Below are 14,815 nucleotides of genomic sequence, written 5' to 3' on the forward strand. Positions count from 1 at the left end.
ACCGGCGTTTTCACAAAGACCAGTTTGCCATCAGTTTTTGGAGCAAGGAGGCGGCCATGAAGGTTGGATTTATCGGTCTGGGAAATGTTGGCGGCAAGCTTGCAGGATCACTGATACGCAACAAGATCAACGTTGAAGTGTATGATTTAAATGCGGATTTAGTGGCCGAGAAGGTCAGGCAGGGTGCCGCTGACGGGTGCGGACCGGATCAAATGATGCAGTCTTGCGACGTCGTCATCACCTGCTTGCCATCGCCCGCCGCCTGCGCTGCCGTATTAAACGAAATGTTGCCCCATATCACGCCCGGCAAGATCTGGATGGAGATGTCGACGACAGATGCCTCTGAGGTCAAGCGCCTTGCCGAACGGGTGGCGGAACGTGGTGGCTCGGCTGTCGACTGTCCGGTGTCAGGCGGGTGTCACCGCGCGGATACGGGAAACATATCGATTTACGCAGGCTGTAACCGCGTGACATTCGAGCGTGTGCTGCCGATTCTGACCTGCATGGGGCGGCGGGTTCTGCATGTAGGTGACATTGGCCACGCCAGCACGCTCAAGGTCATGACCAACTATCTTGCGACAGCCAACCTTCTGACGCTCTGTGAGGCGCTTACTGTGATGAAGGCCGCCGGGATGGATCTCGGCATGACCTATGAGGCAATTGCAATGTCGTCAGGCACGTCGTTTGTTCATGAAACCGAAAGTCAGCTGATCCTGTCCGGCGCGCGCGATGTGAACTTTACAATGGACCTTGTGCAAAAAGACATCGGGCTCTTTCAGAAGATCGCGGATGATCATGCGGTCCCGCTGGAAATCTCGCCGCTGATGATTGACATGCTGTCTGACGCGCAAAACAGATACGGCATGCGCGCGCAATCAGATCGCATGATCGAACGGCTCGAAGAAGCCACCGGGCTCAGCGTTCTGGCACCTGGGTTCCCGCAGGAACTGGTGGATGATGAGCCCGAGGCACGTGGCTATGAGGTTGTCCCAAACCGTTAGGCAAGCAAACCGTCGGCTGTCAGCGTGGTTTTGCCGCCCAGGTAGGAGGCAAGCACGTCCGGCAAAGTGACCGAACCATCCGCTTGCTGGCCGTTCTCCAGAACTGCAATCAGGCACCGTCCAACGGCGAGGCCGGACCCGTTCAGTGTGTGAACGAACTGCGGCTTGCCGCCCTCGGCTGGCTTGAAGCGTGCATTCATGCGCCGGGCCTGAAAATCGCCTGTGGTAGAAACAGAGGAGATCTCGCGATACGCATTCTGGCCGGGCAACCATGCCTCGATGTCAAAGGTGCGGCGCGCGCCAAAGCCCATGTCACCGGTGCATAAGATCACCGTGCGATACGGAATGCCCAAACGTTCAAGCAGATCTTCGGCGCACCGCAGCATGCGTTTTTGTTCAGTATCCGATTGATCGGGATGGGTGACGGAGACCATTTCCACCTTTTCAAACTGGTGCTGGCGCAACATGCCGGCCGTATCGCGCCCCGCACTGCCGGCCTCGGAACGGAAACACAACGTGTGCGCGGTCATGCGGCGTGGCAGGTCACTTTCATCCAGCACGTCGCCGGATACAGAGTAGGTCAACGTGACTTCCGATGTTGGAATAAGCCAAAAGTCCTCGGCTGTGTCGGCGTGTTCATAAGCCGCAGCCACGACATCCTTGATCGAACGATCCGCCATCTTGTCCATGACATCGCCGTATTGGGATTCATATTGCTGGATTGCGGAATTGCTCAGTTTTTCTCTTGCAGCCATTGACGCTGCTATAAAGGAATCTGCGCCAAACTTTGGCAGTTTGTCCGTACCATACATTGCGGCATCATTGACCAATACCGGCGTATTATATTCGGTAAGGCCGTTTTCATCCACATGTGTGTCGATCATGAATTGCGCCAAAGCGCGGTGGATGCGGGCCACGGCCCCTTTGAGCATGACAAAACGCGCACCGGATGTTTTGGCGGCTGTTTCAAAATCCATCGAGGCCGCAACGCCACCAATGTCAAAATGTTCTTTGGGCTTGAAATCGAAGCTGGGGACGTCGCCCCATATATTCACTTCGACGTTGTCGTTTTCATCCGCACCTTCAGGGACATCAGCCGCAGGCAGATTGGCAATCCAGGCAAGCTTTTCTGTCAGCTGCGCGTCCAGTTCCTTGGCTTCCGCCTGCATGGTTGCAACTTCTGCCTTCTTCTCTCCGACAAGAGCGCGCAGCCGGTCAAATTCGGCATCATTGCCGGAGGCTTTGGCCGCGCCCACCTGCTTTGACACTTTGTTCTGATCGGCCTGTGCAATCTCTGCGGCATTGATTTTGGCGCGGCGCGCTTCGTCCAGAGCCAAAATTTCCTTCGACACAGGCGTGTCGCCGCGCCGCGCCATGGCGGCATCAAAAGCATCCGGGTTTTCACGAATGGCACGAATATCATGCATAGCATTTGTCCTTGGAACTGAGTCGGCTTTGGAAGAGGTTATGACCGATCTTTTGACAACACGTAACCGTCAGATTTCGCGTTGCCGTTCACCCCTCATGACCCTCCGGGTCAGCGCGCATCAGGGCGTCCCGCCAATGCGCCATTACCCAGTCGCCCAACGGGACAGCCAAAGTGCGCGGAGAGGGTCCGCCAACGCGACCGGCAATTACGGCGACAACTTTCCACCCGTCACCCACGGCAGCCAGGACCGGCCCCCCGGAATTGCCCGAAATCACTTCGCAATCCAGCAACACAACCGAGGGGGCCGACCCGGATATTGTACTGCAATCAAAACGTCCATTGATCACGTTCGGGCGCTTTCTGTGATACCCCAGAACGGCCAGCTCACCCAGACGCAATGCCGCTACGTCGCTCAAGAGCAAGGGCATTACTGCGGTCGTCTTGATGGGCTCTTCCAGTTGCATGACGGCGATGTCGTATTTGAAACGCTCAGAGCCTTTTGCGTCGAAGTATTCAGGATGAACAAAGACCTGTGCTGACACTCTATGCGCCGCAAAAGTTCCACGATCCCACCCCGCCACAAAATGCCGCGTTCTTTTGATCCCGTTTTTTGTTTCCAGACAATGTGCTGCGGTTAACACGAGATCAGGTGCGACAAGCGTTCCGGTACAGGATGATTTGTCACGAAACCCTGCCATATTCACCAGACCGATGGCTTTCCAGTTCTGACGTTCCTGATGCGACAGGGCGGGCAGGGGGTCGGTCTGCGCGACACGCGCTGTGGCAAATACCATGACGACGGCGGCAAAAAGAAGCACGTGTATTGCGGGGGACCGTCGCATTCAAACCCTTTCTGAGGCGTTGTTTTGCAGAAGGATGCAACGAATTGATACATAGTCCAAGAGGCATACCCCAGATGATTTTTGCCGCAGCACAACCAGAGGTAAATCCTGCACGCGGACTCTTGCAAACCCGTGCCTCAGATCATAGGTTCCGCCCAAATTCGCGCCGTTTGATAAAAATGGCGCGCCCCACCCAGAAGGACCGTTTAATGGAAGCTTTTGCGCAATTTGTGCCCCTCATTCTGATCTTTGCGATCATGTATTTCCTGCTCATTCGTCCGCAGCAAAAGAAAGTGAAAGAGCATCAGGCGATGGTATCTGCGCTGCGCCGTGGCGATCAGGTTGTAACGCAGGGTGGTATTGTAGGTAAAGTCGCGAAGGTCAAAGATGATGGCGAACTGGAGCTGGAAATTGCAGACGGTGTAAAGGTGCGCGTGATCCAGTCGACCATCGCCACAGTCATGTCAAAGACTGAACCAGCGAAGTAAGTACGCTCTGTAACGCGTTGAAAAGGCGTATCTATGCTGCAAATCGATCTATGGAAACGGATCATGATCTGGTTGACCTGTGCGGTTGGCCTCTGGCTCGCTTTCCCTAACGCCTTTTACACCAACGTCGAAAAACATAACGATGCCATCGCTGCATTTGAGCTCAGTGGTGGGACAGCCGATGTAAGCGCGGATCGCTCGCTTTGGCCGGATTGGTTGCCGTCCGGGTTGGTTAATCTGGGTCTGGATTTGCGGGGTGGTGCGCACCTGCTGGCCGAAGTCAAGGTCGCCGATGTGTATGCGGCGCGCATGCAGGCCGCTTGGCCGGAAATTCGCGACGCCCTTCGCCCGGAGCGCGCCACCGTGGGGACCATTCGCCTGCAACCTTCGCCGGACGATGAGGTGCGCGTACGTATCAGCCAACCCGAGGGGATGGGCCGGGCGATGGACGTCGTACGTGGGTTGGCGCGCCCGGTGCAGACGATCACGGGCGTCGGTGCTGATGACATCGAGGTGCGCGCCGAGGACGATCTGCTTATCGTGACCCTTTCTGAGGCGGAAAAACTGGCCACGGATGAACGCACTGTCCAGCAAAGCCTTGAAATCATTCGCCGTCGTATCGACGAGGTCGGCACGCGGGAACCTACGATACAACGTCAAGGCGCAGATCGTATCCTTATTCAGGTGCCTGGTGTCGGGTCCGCTGGTGAGCTGAAGGACATCATCGGGACAACCGCGCAACTGACTTTCAATCCTGTGGTGACACGGGGTACAAACCCGGATTCCGCGCCCGGTATCGGCAATCGCGTTGTGCCCTCCTTGGATGAACCCGGCACATTTTATACTATTGAGTCTGCGGCTGTTGTCACGGGCGAGGAACTTGTCGACGCGCAACCCGCATTTGACCAGAACGGCCGTCCGGCGGTCAACTTTCGGTTTAATTCATCCGGTGCACGCAAATTTGGCGATTACACAGCGGACAACATCGGATCGCCCTTCGCTATTATTCTGGACGATGAAGTCGTGAGCGCCCCGACCATCCAGAGCCATATCCCCGGCGGGTCCGGGATCATCACCGGGCGGTTCAGTATTGAGGAATCGACCAACCTTGCCGTTCTGCTGCGCGCGGGTGCCTTGCCTGCGGGGCTCGAATTCCTGGAAGAGCGCACAATTGGCCCGGAACTGGGGCAGGACAGTATCGACGCCGGTAAGGTCGCGACCGTTGTGGCATTTGCCGCCGTGCTTCTCTTTATGGGGTTGAGTTATGGCTTGTTTGGTCTCTTTGCCAATGTCGCCCTGATCATCAACATTGGCCTGATTTTTGGCCTGCTCAGTCTCGTTGGGGCAACTTTGACCCTGCCGGGCATCGCTGGAATTGTCTTGACGGTCGGTATGGCTGTGGATGCCAACGTATTGATTTTCGAGCGGATTCGCGAAGAGTTGAAAACCTCCAAAGGTCCGGCGCGCGCCATCGAACTGGGCTATGAAAAAGCGCTCAGCGCCATTCTGGACGCCAACATCACGACCTTTATTACTGCCGTGATCCTGTTTGCGATGGGATCGGGGCCGGTTCGGGGTTTTGCGATCACGCTGGGTCTGGGTATTCTGACATCAGTCTTCACCGCGATTTTTGTGACGCGCCTCATCATCGTGATGTGGTTCGAACGCCGTCGCCCCAAAACAATCGAGCTCTGATATGCGCCTGCGGCTGGTCAAACAAAACACAAATTTCGACTTCTTCAACCGCTGGAAGATGTGGCTGGGGATCTCTGCATTGATGACGGTTGTGGCCTTTGCGTCCTTCATGATTCAGGGCCTTAATTTCGGTATCGACTTTCGCGGCGGGACAACCATCCGAACCGAAAGCACACAACCTGTCGACATTGGTGTTTACCGCGATGCGCTGACGCCGCTGGCTCTGGGCGATATTTCGATTACCGAAGTCTTTGACCCACAGTTCGAGGCTGATCAAAACGTCTCCATGATCCGGATCGAGGCTCAGGAGGGCGATGAAGCGGTTCAGGCAGATTTGATAAATCAGATCGGCCAGGCGCTTTTGGCAAGCGATCCGGGTCTCAAATTGCCTTTTGCGTCGGTGGAGTCCGTCGGGCCAAAAGTGTCTGGTGAATTGATTCAGACCGCCGCCATAGCCGTGGTTTTGGCAATAGGAGCGGTTCTGATTTACATCTGGTTGCGCTTTGAATGGCAATTCGCGCTCGGTGCCGTCCTTGCGCTTGTGCATGATGTGATCCTGACAATTGGCATTTTTTCGGAACTGCAAATCCGCTTTGATCTGGCCATCATCGCCGCCTTGCTGACCATTGTGGGCTATTCCCTGAATGATACGGTGGTGGTTTTTGACCGGGTGCGGGAAAACCTGCGCAAATACAAGAAACGACCGTTGAACGAGGTGCTTAACATTTCAATCAACGAAACACTCAGCCGGACATTCATGACCTCGGTGACCACGTTGCTGGCGCTGATCGCGTTGTTTGTGCTGGGCGGGGACGTGATCCGCGGGTTCGTTTTTGCGATGATCTGGGGCGTGATCGTCGGGACCTATAGTTCGATCTTTGTGGCCTCCGCTGCGCTGCTTTATTTGGGCGTCAAGCGTGACTGGTCCAAGCCAGACGCAAATTCCGGCAACCAATACGCCAACATAGATGCCTGACGTATTGGTCCAGACTTTGGCCCTGCCGGGGCTTGTCTGGATCACGTTGGTTACCTTTGTTGCGGGGGTCGTTTATGGTTTTGCTGGATTCGGTGCTGCTTTGATCTTCATGCCCGTCGCCGTTGTCTTCTTGCCAATTGAAGTGGCTGTGGCCGCGTTTTCCGTCTCTGCGTTGGCCTCGCTGGTGACCCTCGTGCCGCGCGCATGGCAGCAGGCAAATCACCGGGATACGCTTATGATGATAGCCTTTGCGTCACTTACGGCCCCCCTGGGGATATGGGTGTTGCGCAGTATGGATATTGGCGTGATGCGATTGGCTGTTCTCGCTGTTGTGACCCTCACTCTTCTGGCTTTGATGGGGGGCTGGCGTTACACGACAGTGCCGAGCCAGATGACACGCGCGGCCATCGGCATGAGCACTGGATTTTTGGGTGGGGCGACCGGACTGTTGGGGCCAATCGCCGTGCTTTTCCAGCTGAGCGGCGCAGATTCAATTGCACGATCGCGCGCAAACACGTTGGTATTCCTGACCATCACAAGCCTGCTGTTGCTGCCGCAAATGGCGCTGCAGGGCATTTTGAGCCCCGCGGCGGTGGCTTTGGGCGTTGTTCTGTTGCTGCCTTACGGCATCGGCGCACGGGTTGGTCAGTCCTTGTTCGACCCGTCTCGCGAACCGCTGTATCGTTGGCTTGCCTATGGTATTATAGCATTGGCCATCGTGCTTGGCCTGCCGATCTGGAACTAGGAGGGATCATGCGACTGAATGAGATTTCTTTTACCGATGCCAAACCCGTTGAGGGCTATGGGCCCGGATTCTTTCGGATCGGGGGAGAGGTCTTTCACGGGCCAGTCATTGCCGGTCCGGGAGGATCTGCGCCCTGGAAAGGTTATGCGGATATCGACGCCTTGCTGGCGCTGGCTGGCGAAATCGATGTTCTTTTTGTGGGAACCGGCGCCGAAATCAATTATTTGCCATCTGATCTGCGCGTCGCGCTGGAGGCGAGCGGGATGGGCGTTGAAATTATGGCCTCTCCGGCAGCATGCCGTACGTATAATGTATTGTTGAGCGAGGGCCGTCGGATTGCCTTGGCGCTCATTCCGGTCTGATCGGGCTTTTGTGCGCTGCGGCATTCGGTTAACGGTTGCACCATGACATTGACCATCCGTGATCTCTGCGTCGTGCGCGGCGGCGTCCCAGTGCTCGAAGGGCTCTCTTTCACGCTGAACCCGGGGCAGGCGTTGATCCTGCGGGGACCGAACGGCTCGGGCAAAACGACTCTGCTGCGAACCTTGGCGGCCTTGCAACCCGCCTTGTCGGGACACATCGAGGGCGCAGAGGACACAATTGCCTACGCCAGCCATTCTGACGGCCTCAAGGCGATGCTGTCGGTCACCGAAAACTTGACCTTCTGGGCGGATGTTTTTGGCCAACAGGACATCGCGCCTGCGCTTGACGCCTTTTTGCTGCACCCCCTCAAGGACCGCTTGGCCGGAACGTTATCGGCGGGGCAGAAACGCCGGTTGGGGCTTGCGCGCATGCTGGTCACCGGGCGACCGATCTGGATGATGGACGAACCGACCGTCTCTTTGGATAGGGCGGCCGTTGCTCAATTTGCACAGGCCGTGCGCGTGCATTTGGCGGCTGGCGGCTCGGCACTCATTGCCACCCATATAGACCTGGGTCTTGAGGCCGACGTTCTGGACATCAGCCCCTATCGTGCATCCCTAGATCTGCGCGCCGGGGCCAGTGACGAGGCCTTTTTGTGAAAGCGCTGTTGAAACGCGACCTGATGCTGGCCTTCCGCGCAGGAGGTGGATTTGGTTTGGGACTCGCGTTTTTCCTGATCGTGACTGTCTTGGTGCCCTTTGGAGTTGGCCCGAATTCCGAACTTCTGTCACGCATAGCGCCCGGCATTCTGTGGCTCGGGGCCTTGCTGGCATGCCTTTTATCGCTGGATCGGTTGCTGGCGCTGGATTGGGAGGATGGCACGCTGGATTTGCTGGCGACCTCCCCGCTGCCGCTTGAGGCAGGTCTCAGCATCAAGGCGCTGGCCCATTGGATCAGCACCGGGCTTCCCTTGGTTCTCGCTGCGCCCGTCCTTGGCATCTTGCTGAATCTGCCGACCGCGGGTTATGGCTGGCTGGTGATATCCCTGCTTCTGGGCACGCCTGCGCTTTCCGTCATCGGTACTTTTGGCGCGGCCCTCACGGTCGGGGTCAAGCGGGGAGGGTTGTTGATGTCGCTTCTTGTTTTACCGCTTTACGTGCCTACGCTGATTTTCGGGGCCGAGGCCGCGCGCCGGGGGGCCAGTGGCATGGACGCAACAACGCCGCTCCTGATGCTCGCCGGGATTACCGCAGGCGTTATCGCCGTTATGCCCTTTGCTTCGGCCGCTGCTCTCAGAGTGAATTTGCGGTGAGCGAGACGATTTGCCCATTGAGCCAAGGCGTAGGAAGGCTTAAATCAATCCTATGTCCGTAACCGATCATACCCCAAAGCCAAAACGCCCGTCGGGTTTCTGGAGCTATGCCAACCCCGTAAAATTCCTGGGGTTCAGCCAACGTATTCTGCCGGCGCTCTGGGGGCTCTCGCTGGTCTGCCTGGTGGTAGGTCTGATCTGGGGATTCTTTTTCACGCCAGATGATTTCCGGCAGGGGTCTACGGTCAAAATTATCTACCTGCATGTGCCATCTGCGATGATGGCGATCAATGTTTGGGTCATGATGCTGGTTGCATCGCTGATCTGGTTGATCCGGCGTCACCACGTCTCCGCGCTGGCGGCCAAGGCCGCAGCCCCTGTGGGCGTGGTGATGACGCTGATTGCGCTGTGTACCGGGGCGATCTGGGGACAGCCGATGTGGGGTACATGGTGGGCATGGGACCCGCGTTTGACGTCGTTCCTAATCCTATTTTTGTTTTATCTCGGCTACATCGCGCTGTGGGAGGCCATTGAGGATCCCGATACGGCCGCAGATCTGACATCCGTTTTGTGCCTTGTCGGTTCCGTGTTCGCGATCTTGTCGCGCTATGCGGTGAATTTCTGGAACCAGGGCCTGCACCAAGGCGCCTCGCTCAGCCTCGACAAAGAAGAAAACGTGGCGGATGTATTCTATTTCCCGCTGCTGGTGTGCATCGCCGGGTTTGTTTTCTTGTTTCTGGCACTTGTCCTCTACCGCACCGGTACTGAAATACGCCTGCGCCGGACCCGCGCATTGCGAGCCCGTGAGGCGCGTAGTTGATGCCCGATCTTGGCAAATACGCCGATGCTGTCTTGTCGGCCTATGGTGTTTCAATCCTGCTTCTTCTGGTCTTGGTGATCTTTACACTGCGCAAAGGTCGTGCCGCGCGCGAAGCGCTGGAGAGCGTTGAGAAGAGGATCAATCCGGATGGCTAAGATCTCGCCCCTTATGATCGCGCCACCGCTGATTTTTGCGGCCTTTGTGGTCATGGCCGGTGTCGGCATGTTTCGCGATGATCCAAGCCAATTGCCCTCCACGATGATCGGCAAAAGCGCGCCGGCAATCACACAGGTTGCCTTGGGAGATTATCCCCCGGTGACACCGGAGGCAATGGCGACAGGAGAAGTGACATTGGTGAATTTTTGGGCCAGTTGGTGCCCGCCGTGCCGTGCAGAGCATCCCAATTTGCTGAAAATGGCGGCGGAGGGGATGCCGATCGTCGGGGTGAATTTTAAAGACACCGAAGGGCCTGCGATCTCCTATCTGGACGGGGATGGCAACCCATTTCTGGCGGTTGGATATGACCCCCAGGGGCGTACCGCAATTGACTGGGGTGTGACCGCCCCGCCGGAAACGTTTATTCTGGATGCCGAGGGAACGGTGCTTTTTCGTTTCGCCGGACCGCTGGTGGGGAGCGATTATGAACAACGTTTTCTGCCCGCGCTTGAGGACGCGCTGCAAAACTAAGGCCGCTCTAGAGCCTGTAGCCCCCGTCCACATTAAGGATTTCGCCAGTGATAAAACCTGCCGCATCCGAGGCCAGGAAACGCACGGCTGCGGCAACATCCTGAGGCTGGGCGATGCGTCCCAAGGCGGTCATCTGCGCAAATTGCGCTATCAGCTCAGCCGAACGTGGGGTCTCAGAGATATTGATTGCACCGGGGGCCACCGCATTAACGCGAATACCGCGCGGCCCCAGTTCCTTGGCCATGGCGCGTGTCCATGTATTCAAAGCGGCTTTACTCGCTGAATAAGCCGCAGCCCCCATCGCGGGCAACACCGCGTTGACCGACGAGATATTCACCACACTGGCACCGCGTTCCAAATGCGGCAGGGCAGCAGACAAGAGCATCATGGGAGCGATTATGTTTACGTCAAAATTCAGCCTGTGATCGCTGAAATCATCGGCTTGCATGTCGGTCGGTTTGATCGCCCCGGCGTTATTCACCAAAACATCCAGCCGCCCGAATTTGGCGATGGTTTGGGCGACAACATCCGAAGCTGCGGCAGGATCGGATAGATCCGCATGCAGCGCGAAGATCCCGGGCCGCTCCAATAAAAGCGGCCCCGGATCGGTGGATCTATAAGTCATGGCAACGTGATAATCACGTGCCAAATCCCGCGCGATTTCTCGCCCGAGACCCCGCGCGGCACCGGTGATCAGTGCCACGCGCATGTATTATGCCGCCTGTGCGAGATTACGCAGTACGTAGTGCAGCACGCCGCCGTGTTCGATGTATTCGATTTCGATTGCGGTATCGATCCGGCATTTCAACGCGATCTCTTTGACGCTGCCATCCGCCATCGTGATGGTGCAAGGCACCTCCTGCAGTGGCTCAATCGTATCGAGGCCCGCGATGGACACGGTTTCATCCCCCGTGAGACCCAAGGATTTGCGCGTGTCACCACCGGTGAATTCAAACGGGATCACGCCCATGCCAACCAGATTAGAGCGGTGAATGCGCTCAAAACTCTCTGCAATAACCGCCTTTACCCCCAAGAGCGCGGTTCCTTTGGCCGCCCAGTCACGCGAAGATCCGGCGCCGTATTGCTCGCCCCCAAAGATCACCAGCGGTGTGCCAGCTTCCTGATACGCCATGGCCGCGTCATAGATTGAGGTCTGCGCGCCATCGGGGCCTTTGGTGTAGCCCCCTTCGACGCCATCCAGCATTTCGTTTTTGATGCGGATGTTGGCAAAGGTCCCACGCATCATCACCTCGTGGTTACCGCGACGCGACCCGTAGGAGTTGAATTCGCGCTGTGGCACCTGACGTTCGATCAGATACTGCCCGGCGGGTGTGGTATCCTTGAACGAGCCCGCGGGGGAGATATGATCGGTTGTGATCATGTCGCCCAGCATCGCCAGAACGGAGGCGTTTTCGATGTTACTGATGGTGCCCGGCTCTTTGCCCATGCCCTGGAAATAGGGCGGGTTCTGGACGTAAGTCGAGGATACGGGCCAATCATAAACTTTGCTGTCCGTGGTGCTGACGCCCTGCCATTTTTCATCACCCTTGAAGACATCGGCGTATTTGGTTTGAAAGGCCTCGCGGGTGACGGTCTGTTCCACCAGTTCTGCGACTTCCTGGCTTGTGGGCCAGAGGTCTTTGAGGAAGACGTCATTGCCGTCTTGGTCCTGCCCGATGGCGTCCTGTGCCAGATTGATGTCGAGCGTACCCGCCAGCGCATAAGCCACAACCAGTGGGGGAGATGCGAGGTAGTTGGCACGTACGTCCGGGCTGATGCGCCCTTCAAAATTGCGGTTTCCCGACAAGACTGATGTCGCGACCAAATCGCCCTCGGCAATCGCCTCAGACAGTTCTTTCTGGATCGGACCTGAGTTCCCAATACATGTTGTACAGCCGTAACCAACGAGGTTGAACCCGATGGCATCGAGGTCCTCTTGCAGGTTCGCGGCCTCGAGATAGGCTGAAACTACCTGAGATCCCGGCGCCAGCGACGTTTTCACCCAAGGCTTGCGGTCCATGCCCAAAGCGCGGGCTTTGCGTGCCACCAGCCCGGCACCGATCATCACATAGGGGTTGGACGTGTTGGTGCAAGAGGTGATCGAGGCGATCACGACCTTGCCGCTTTCCATAGTATAGTCTTCGCCCGCGACGGCGATTTCCTTACCCATCGGACGTTTGAAGGTTTCTTCCATTTCGCGGCGGAAAGCGATTTGGCCTTGATCCAGCGCCACATAGTCCTGCGGGCGTTTCGGGCCGGAAATCGCGGGCACGATGGTGCCCATGTCAAGATGCAAGGTGTCGGTATAGATGGGCGCGTAGTCATCGCCACGCCAGAACCCGTTTTCCTTGGCATAGGCCTCAACCAGAGCAATCCGGTCTTCGTCCCGACCAGTTGTGCGCAGATAACGCAGCGTTTCACTATCAATCGGGAAGAACCCACAAGTGGCACCATACTCCGGTGCCATATTGCCGATTGTTGCGCGGTCCGCCAATGGCAGGCGGTCCAGTCCTTCACCGTAGAATTCAACGAATTTGCCGACAACGCCTTTGGCGCGCAGCATTTCAACGACCTTCAGAACCAGATCGGTACCGGTGGTGCCTTCCATCATGGAACCGGTCAACTCAAACCCAATAACTTCGGGGATCAACATGGAAATTGGTTGCCCGAGCATCGCAGCCTCGGCTTCAATACCACCAACGCCCCAGCCCAGAACGGCGGCACCATTGACCATCGTTGTGTGGCTGTCCGTGCCCACAAGCGTATCAGGGTAGGCGACTTCTTCGCCATTCTGATCGGTGTCTGTCCAGACGGTCTGCGCCAGATATTCGAGGTTCACCTGGTGGCAGATCCCGGTTCCGGGAGGTACGACGCGAAAATTGTTAAACGCCTTCTGACCCCATTTCAGGAACGTATACCGCTCCATGTTGCGCTCATATTCGCGATCGACATTCATCTGGAAAGCCCGGGGGTTGCCGAATTCGTCGATCATCACCGAGTGGTCAATCACCAGATCTACCGGGTTCAGTGGATTGATTTTTTCCGCGTCGCCGCCAAGGCTGATGATCGCATCGCGCATCGCGGCCAGATCGACGACCGCGGGCACGCCAGTGAAATCCTGCAACAAAACCCGGGCAGGGCGATACGCAATCTCGCGCGGGTTCTTACCGCCCTGTGTACCCCATTGCGCAAAGGCCTTGATATCGTCCGTCGTGACCGTCTTGCCGTCCTCAAAGCGGAGCATGTTTTCCAGCACGACCTTCAGAGCGGCGGGCAATTTTGCAAAATCACCAAGGCCTGCGGCCGTCGCGGCGGGAATGGAGTAATAGTCAACGCTCTGGGCGCCAACGCTCAGAGTTTTGCGTGTCTTTGACGTATCGTGACCAACGGTAATGGGCATAAGAGATTTCCTCTGGCTTGAGCTGGATCATTGTTCGGATTGGGTGCTGAATGCCCTAAGGGGATGGGCAGATCAACTCAAATCGGCGTGCCAGGGCATAAATGTATACCATTGTGTACCGAATAGCCCTGATTTTGCTCTCGATCTCTCAAGAAACCTTGATTGGTCATTACAACGCAGAGCTTTTAGGGTGCAACATGGCGTTCAAGAACCTGCAAGGAATCACATGAAAATACTGTCCCCCCTCTTGGCAGCTGTCTGGTTTATGGCAACTCCGGTTTTTGCACAAAACGGACCTGTCGTCGTAGAGCTGTTTACATCGCAGGGATGTTCGTCGTGTCCTCCGGCAGATAAATTGCTTCATGCGTTGGCCGAGCGCGACGATGTGATCGCTCTCGCGCTGCATGTGGATTATTGGGACTATATCGGGTGGAAGGATGAATTTGCGGATCCGCGCAACGCAGAACGCCAACGTGCCTATGCAACAACGGCCGGGCGACGCTCAATCTACACACCGGAAATGATTGTGAACGGTCAGACTGATATTGTCGGGACCAAGCCGATGGAGGTTTCCAAGGCGATCGCCATTCACAAAGAGCAGCCTGCAAGCGTCCGGATTGACGTCGCCAAAGCCGGGGACGAAGTTCGAATTGATGCGGAGACTTTGCAACCCATGGCTGGCCCAATGATCGTGCAGATCCTGCGCTACAAACCGAACCGTGAGGCACGCATCACCCGCGGCGAAAACGCCGGTCACACGATTGCCTATGCAAACGTGACGCAGGAATGGAAGGTTTTGGCAGAATGGGATGGGCGCACGCCCCTTTCCCTGTCAGCAGTTGTGCCAGGTGATGATCCGGTGGTGGTGCTGATACAGGCTGCCAAAATGGGACCTATTCTGGCGGCAGCCCGCATCAGATGAGTGGCGCGCCCTTGCAGGAGGGAAGTTCTTTTCACTCCGTTTGTTAACGCGTCTGCACGAGCGGGACCACGCGTGCTGAAATGACCTTTACCCAAGACAGCGGCGCCCCAGTTCCATGGAGCACCCTTTCTGTTG

General features: G+C 56.8%; 16 protein-coding genes. 12 read left to right on the forward strand and 4 right to left on the reverse strand.

Translation table 11 applies throughout. From position 1 onward, the window contains the following. Window positions 1–56: 56 nt before the first annotated feature. On the forward strand, window positions 57–1,001 hold the full coding sequence (locus R8G34_22260; protein MDW3225580.1) for an NAD(P)-dependent oxidoreductase: 945 nt from the start codon (window positions 57–59) through the stop codon (window positions 999–1,001). Here the strand turns inward: R8G34_22260 and R8G34_22265 are convergent. Then, entirely contained in the window at window positions 998–2,428 is a 1,431-nt protein-coding gene (locus tag R8G34_22265) for a serine--tRNA ligase (protein ID MDW3225581.1), read from the reverse strand. The two genes, R8G34_22260 and R8G34_22265, sit on opposite strands and share 4 nt — an antisense overlap. Before the next feature lie 88 nt (window positions 2,429–2,516). After that, window positions 2,517–3,224 carry a serine protease gene (locus tag R8G34_22270; protein ID MDW3225582.1) on the reverse strand — a complete coding sequence of 236 codons (708 nt, stop codon included), beginning with the start codon at window positions 3,222–3,224 and terminating at the stop codon, window positions 2,517–2,519. Window positions 3,225–3,481: 257 nt separating this feature from the next. Here R8G34_22270 and yajC point away from each other — a divergent pair, with 257 nt between their 5' ends. The 10 genes from yajC to R8G34_22320 are packed head-to-tail and all read left to right on the forward strand — an operon-like array spanning window position 3,482 to window position 10,358. After that, a complete protein-coding gene (gene yajC / locus R8G34_22275; GenBank protein ID MDW3225583.1) occupies window positions 3,482–3,760 on the forward strand; it encodes a preprotein translocase subunit YajC in 279 nt (92 codons plus the stop codon). Between the two features lie 33 nt (window positions 3,761–3,793). Beyond that, window positions 3,794–5,455 carry a protein translocase subunit SecD gene (secD, locus tag R8G34_22280; GenBank protein ID MDW3225584.1) on the forward strand — a complete coding sequence of 554 codons (1,662 nt, stop codon included), beginning with the start codon at window positions 3,794–3,796 and terminating at the stop codon, window positions 5,453–5,455. Window position 5,456: 1 nt separating this feature from the next. Continuing rightward, window positions 5,457–6,431, forward strand: a complete 975-nt coding sequence (secF, locus tag R8G34_22285; GenBank protein MDW3225585.1) for a protein translocase subunit SecF — start codon at window positions 5,457–5,459, stop codon at window positions 6,429–6,431. Then, the gene (locus tag R8G34_22290) at window positions 6,424–7,176 is read left to right on the forward strand and encodes a sulfite exporter TauE/SafE family protein (GenBank protein ID MDW3225586.1); all 753 of its coding nucleotides are present in this window, start codon (window positions 6,424–6,426) and stop codon (window positions 7,174–7,176) included. The genes secF and R8G34_22290 overlap by 8 nt, the downstream gene beginning before the upstream one ends. Before the next feature lie 8 nt (window positions 7,177–7,184). Further along, entirely contained in the window at window positions 7,185–7,538 is a 354-nt protein-coding gene (locus tag R8G34_22295) for an Mth938-like domain-containing protein (GenBank protein MDW3225587.1), read from the forward strand. A 42-nt stretch (window positions 7,539–7,580) separates the two neighbouring features. Further along, window positions 7,581–8,198 carry a heme ABC exporter ATP-binding protein CcmA gene (gene ccmA, locus R8G34_22300; protein MDW3225588.1) on the forward strand — a complete coding sequence of 206 codons (618 nt, stop codon included), beginning with the start codon at window positions 7,581–7,583 and terminating at the stop codon, window positions 8,196–8,198. Further along, entirely contained in the window at window positions 8,195–8,851 is a 657-nt protein-coding gene (ccmB, locus tag R8G34_22305) for a heme exporter protein CcmB (protein ID MDW3225589.1), read from the forward strand. Before ccmA ends, ccmB begins: the two co-directional genes overlap by 4 nt. Window positions 8,852–8,903: 52 nt before the next feature. After that, entirely contained in the window at window positions 8,904–9,671 is a 768-nt protein-coding gene (locus R8G34_22310) for a heme ABC transporter permease (protein MDW3225590.1), read from the forward strand. Further along, a complete protein-coding gene (ccmD, locus tag R8G34_22315) occupies window positions 9,671–9,826 on the forward strand; it encodes a heme exporter protein CcmD (protein MDW3225591.1) in 156 nt (51 codons plus the stop codon). Before R8G34_22310 ends, ccmD begins: the two co-directional genes overlap by 1 nt. Then, window positions 9,819–10,358, forward strand: coding sequence for a DsbE family thiol:disulfide interchange protein (locus R8G34_22320; protein ID MDW3225592.1), 540 nt, complete (start codon window positions 9,819–9,821; stop codon window positions 10,356–10,358). Before ccmD ends, R8G34_22320 begins: the two co-directional genes overlap by 8 nt. A gap of 7 nt (window positions 10,359–10,365) precedes the next feature. On the opposite strand, the gene R8G34_22325 is transcribed toward R8G34_22320, so the two are convergent. Both R8G34_22325 and acnA read right to left on the reverse strand, forming a co-directional pair. Next, window positions 10,366–11,067, reverse strand: coding sequence for an SDR family oxidoreductase (locus R8G34_22325; GenBank protein ID MDW3225593.1), 702 nt, complete (start codon window positions 11,065–11,067; stop codon window positions 10,366–10,368). Window positions 11,068–11,070: 3 nt separating this feature from the next. Then, window positions 11,071–13,758 carry an aconitate hydratase AcnA gene (gene acnA / locus R8G34_22330; GenBank protein ID MDW3225594.1) on the reverse strand — a complete coding sequence of 896 codons (2,688 nt, stop codon included), beginning with the start codon at window positions 13,756–13,758 and terminating at the stop codon, window positions 11,071–11,073. Window positions 13,759–13,984: 226 nt separating this feature from the next. On the opposite strand from acnA, the gene R8G34_22335 reads away from it, so the two are divergent. Then, entirely contained in the window at window positions 13,985–14,680 is a 696-nt protein-coding gene (locus tag R8G34_22335; GenBank protein MDW3225595.1) for a DUF1223 domain-containing protein, read from the forward strand. The last annotated feature ends 135 nt before the right edge of the window (window positions 14,681–14,815 follow it).

The sequence above is a fragment of the Paracoccaceae bacterium genome (genome assembly GCA_033344815.1).
Classification (GTDB): domain Bacteria; phylum Pseudomonadota; class Alphaproteobacteria; order Rhodobacterales; family Rhodobacteraceae; genus Roseobacter.

Bases quoted from the DNA above. Each gene is read 5' to 3' on its own strand.
- R8G34_22325 (MDW3225593.1), bottom strand. From the start codon at position 11,067: ATGCGCGTGGCACTGATCACCGGTGCCGCGCGGGGTCTCGGGCGAGAA.
- ccmA (MDW3225588.1), top strand. From the start codon at position 7,581: ATGACATTGACCATCCGTGATCTCTGCGTCGTGCGCGGCGGCGTCCCA.
- yajC (MDW3225583.1), top strand. From the start codon at position 3,482: ATGGAAGCTTTTGCGCAATTTGTGCCCCTCATTCTGATCTTTGCGATC.
- R8G34_22335 (MDW3225595.1), top strand. From the start codon at position 13,985: ATGAAAATACTGTCCCCCCTCTTGGCAGCTGTCTGGTTTATGGCAACT.
- acnA (MDW3225594.1), bottom strand. From the start codon at position 13,758: ATGCCCATTACCGTTGGTCACGATACGTCAAAGACACGCAAAACTCTG.
- R8G34_22270 (MDW3225582.1), bottom strand. From the start codon at position 3,224: ATGGTATTTGCCACAGCGCGTGTCGCGCAGACCGACCCCCTGCCCGCC.
- secD (MDW3225584.1), top strand. From the start codon at position 3,794: ATGCTGCAAATCGATCTATGGAAACGGATCATGATCTGGTTGACCTGT.
- R8G34_22290 (MDW3225586.1), top strand. From the start codon at position 6,424: ATGCCTGACGTATTGGTCCAGACTTTGGCCCTGCCGGGGCTTGTCTGG.
- ccmD (MDW3225591.1), top strand. From the start codon at position 9,671: ATGCCCGATCTTGGCAAATACGCCGATGCTGTCTTGTCGGCCTATGGT.
- R8G34_22260 (MDW3225580.1), top strand. From the start codon at position 57: ATGAAGGTTGGATTTATCGGTCTGGGAAATGTTGGCGGCAAGCTTGCA.
- secF (MDW3225585.1), top strand. From the start codon at position 5,457: ATGCGCCTGCGGCTGGTCAAACAAAACACAAATTTCGACTTCTTCAAC.
- R8G34_22310 (MDW3225590.1), top strand. From the start codon at position 8,904: ATGTCCGTAACCGATCATACCCCAAAGCCAAAACGCCCGTCGGGTTTC.
- R8G34_22295 (MDW3225587.1), top strand. From the start codon at position 7,185: ATGCGACTGAATGAGATTTCTTTTACCGATGCCAAACCCGTTGAGGGC.
- R8G34_22265 (MDW3225581.1), bottom strand. From the start codon at position 2,428: ATGCATGATATTCGTGCCATTCGTGAAAACCCGGATGCTTTTGATGCC.
- R8G34_22320 (MDW3225592.1), top strand. From the start codon at position 9,819: ATGGCTAAGATCTCGCCCCTTATGATCGCGCCACCGCTGATTTTTGCG.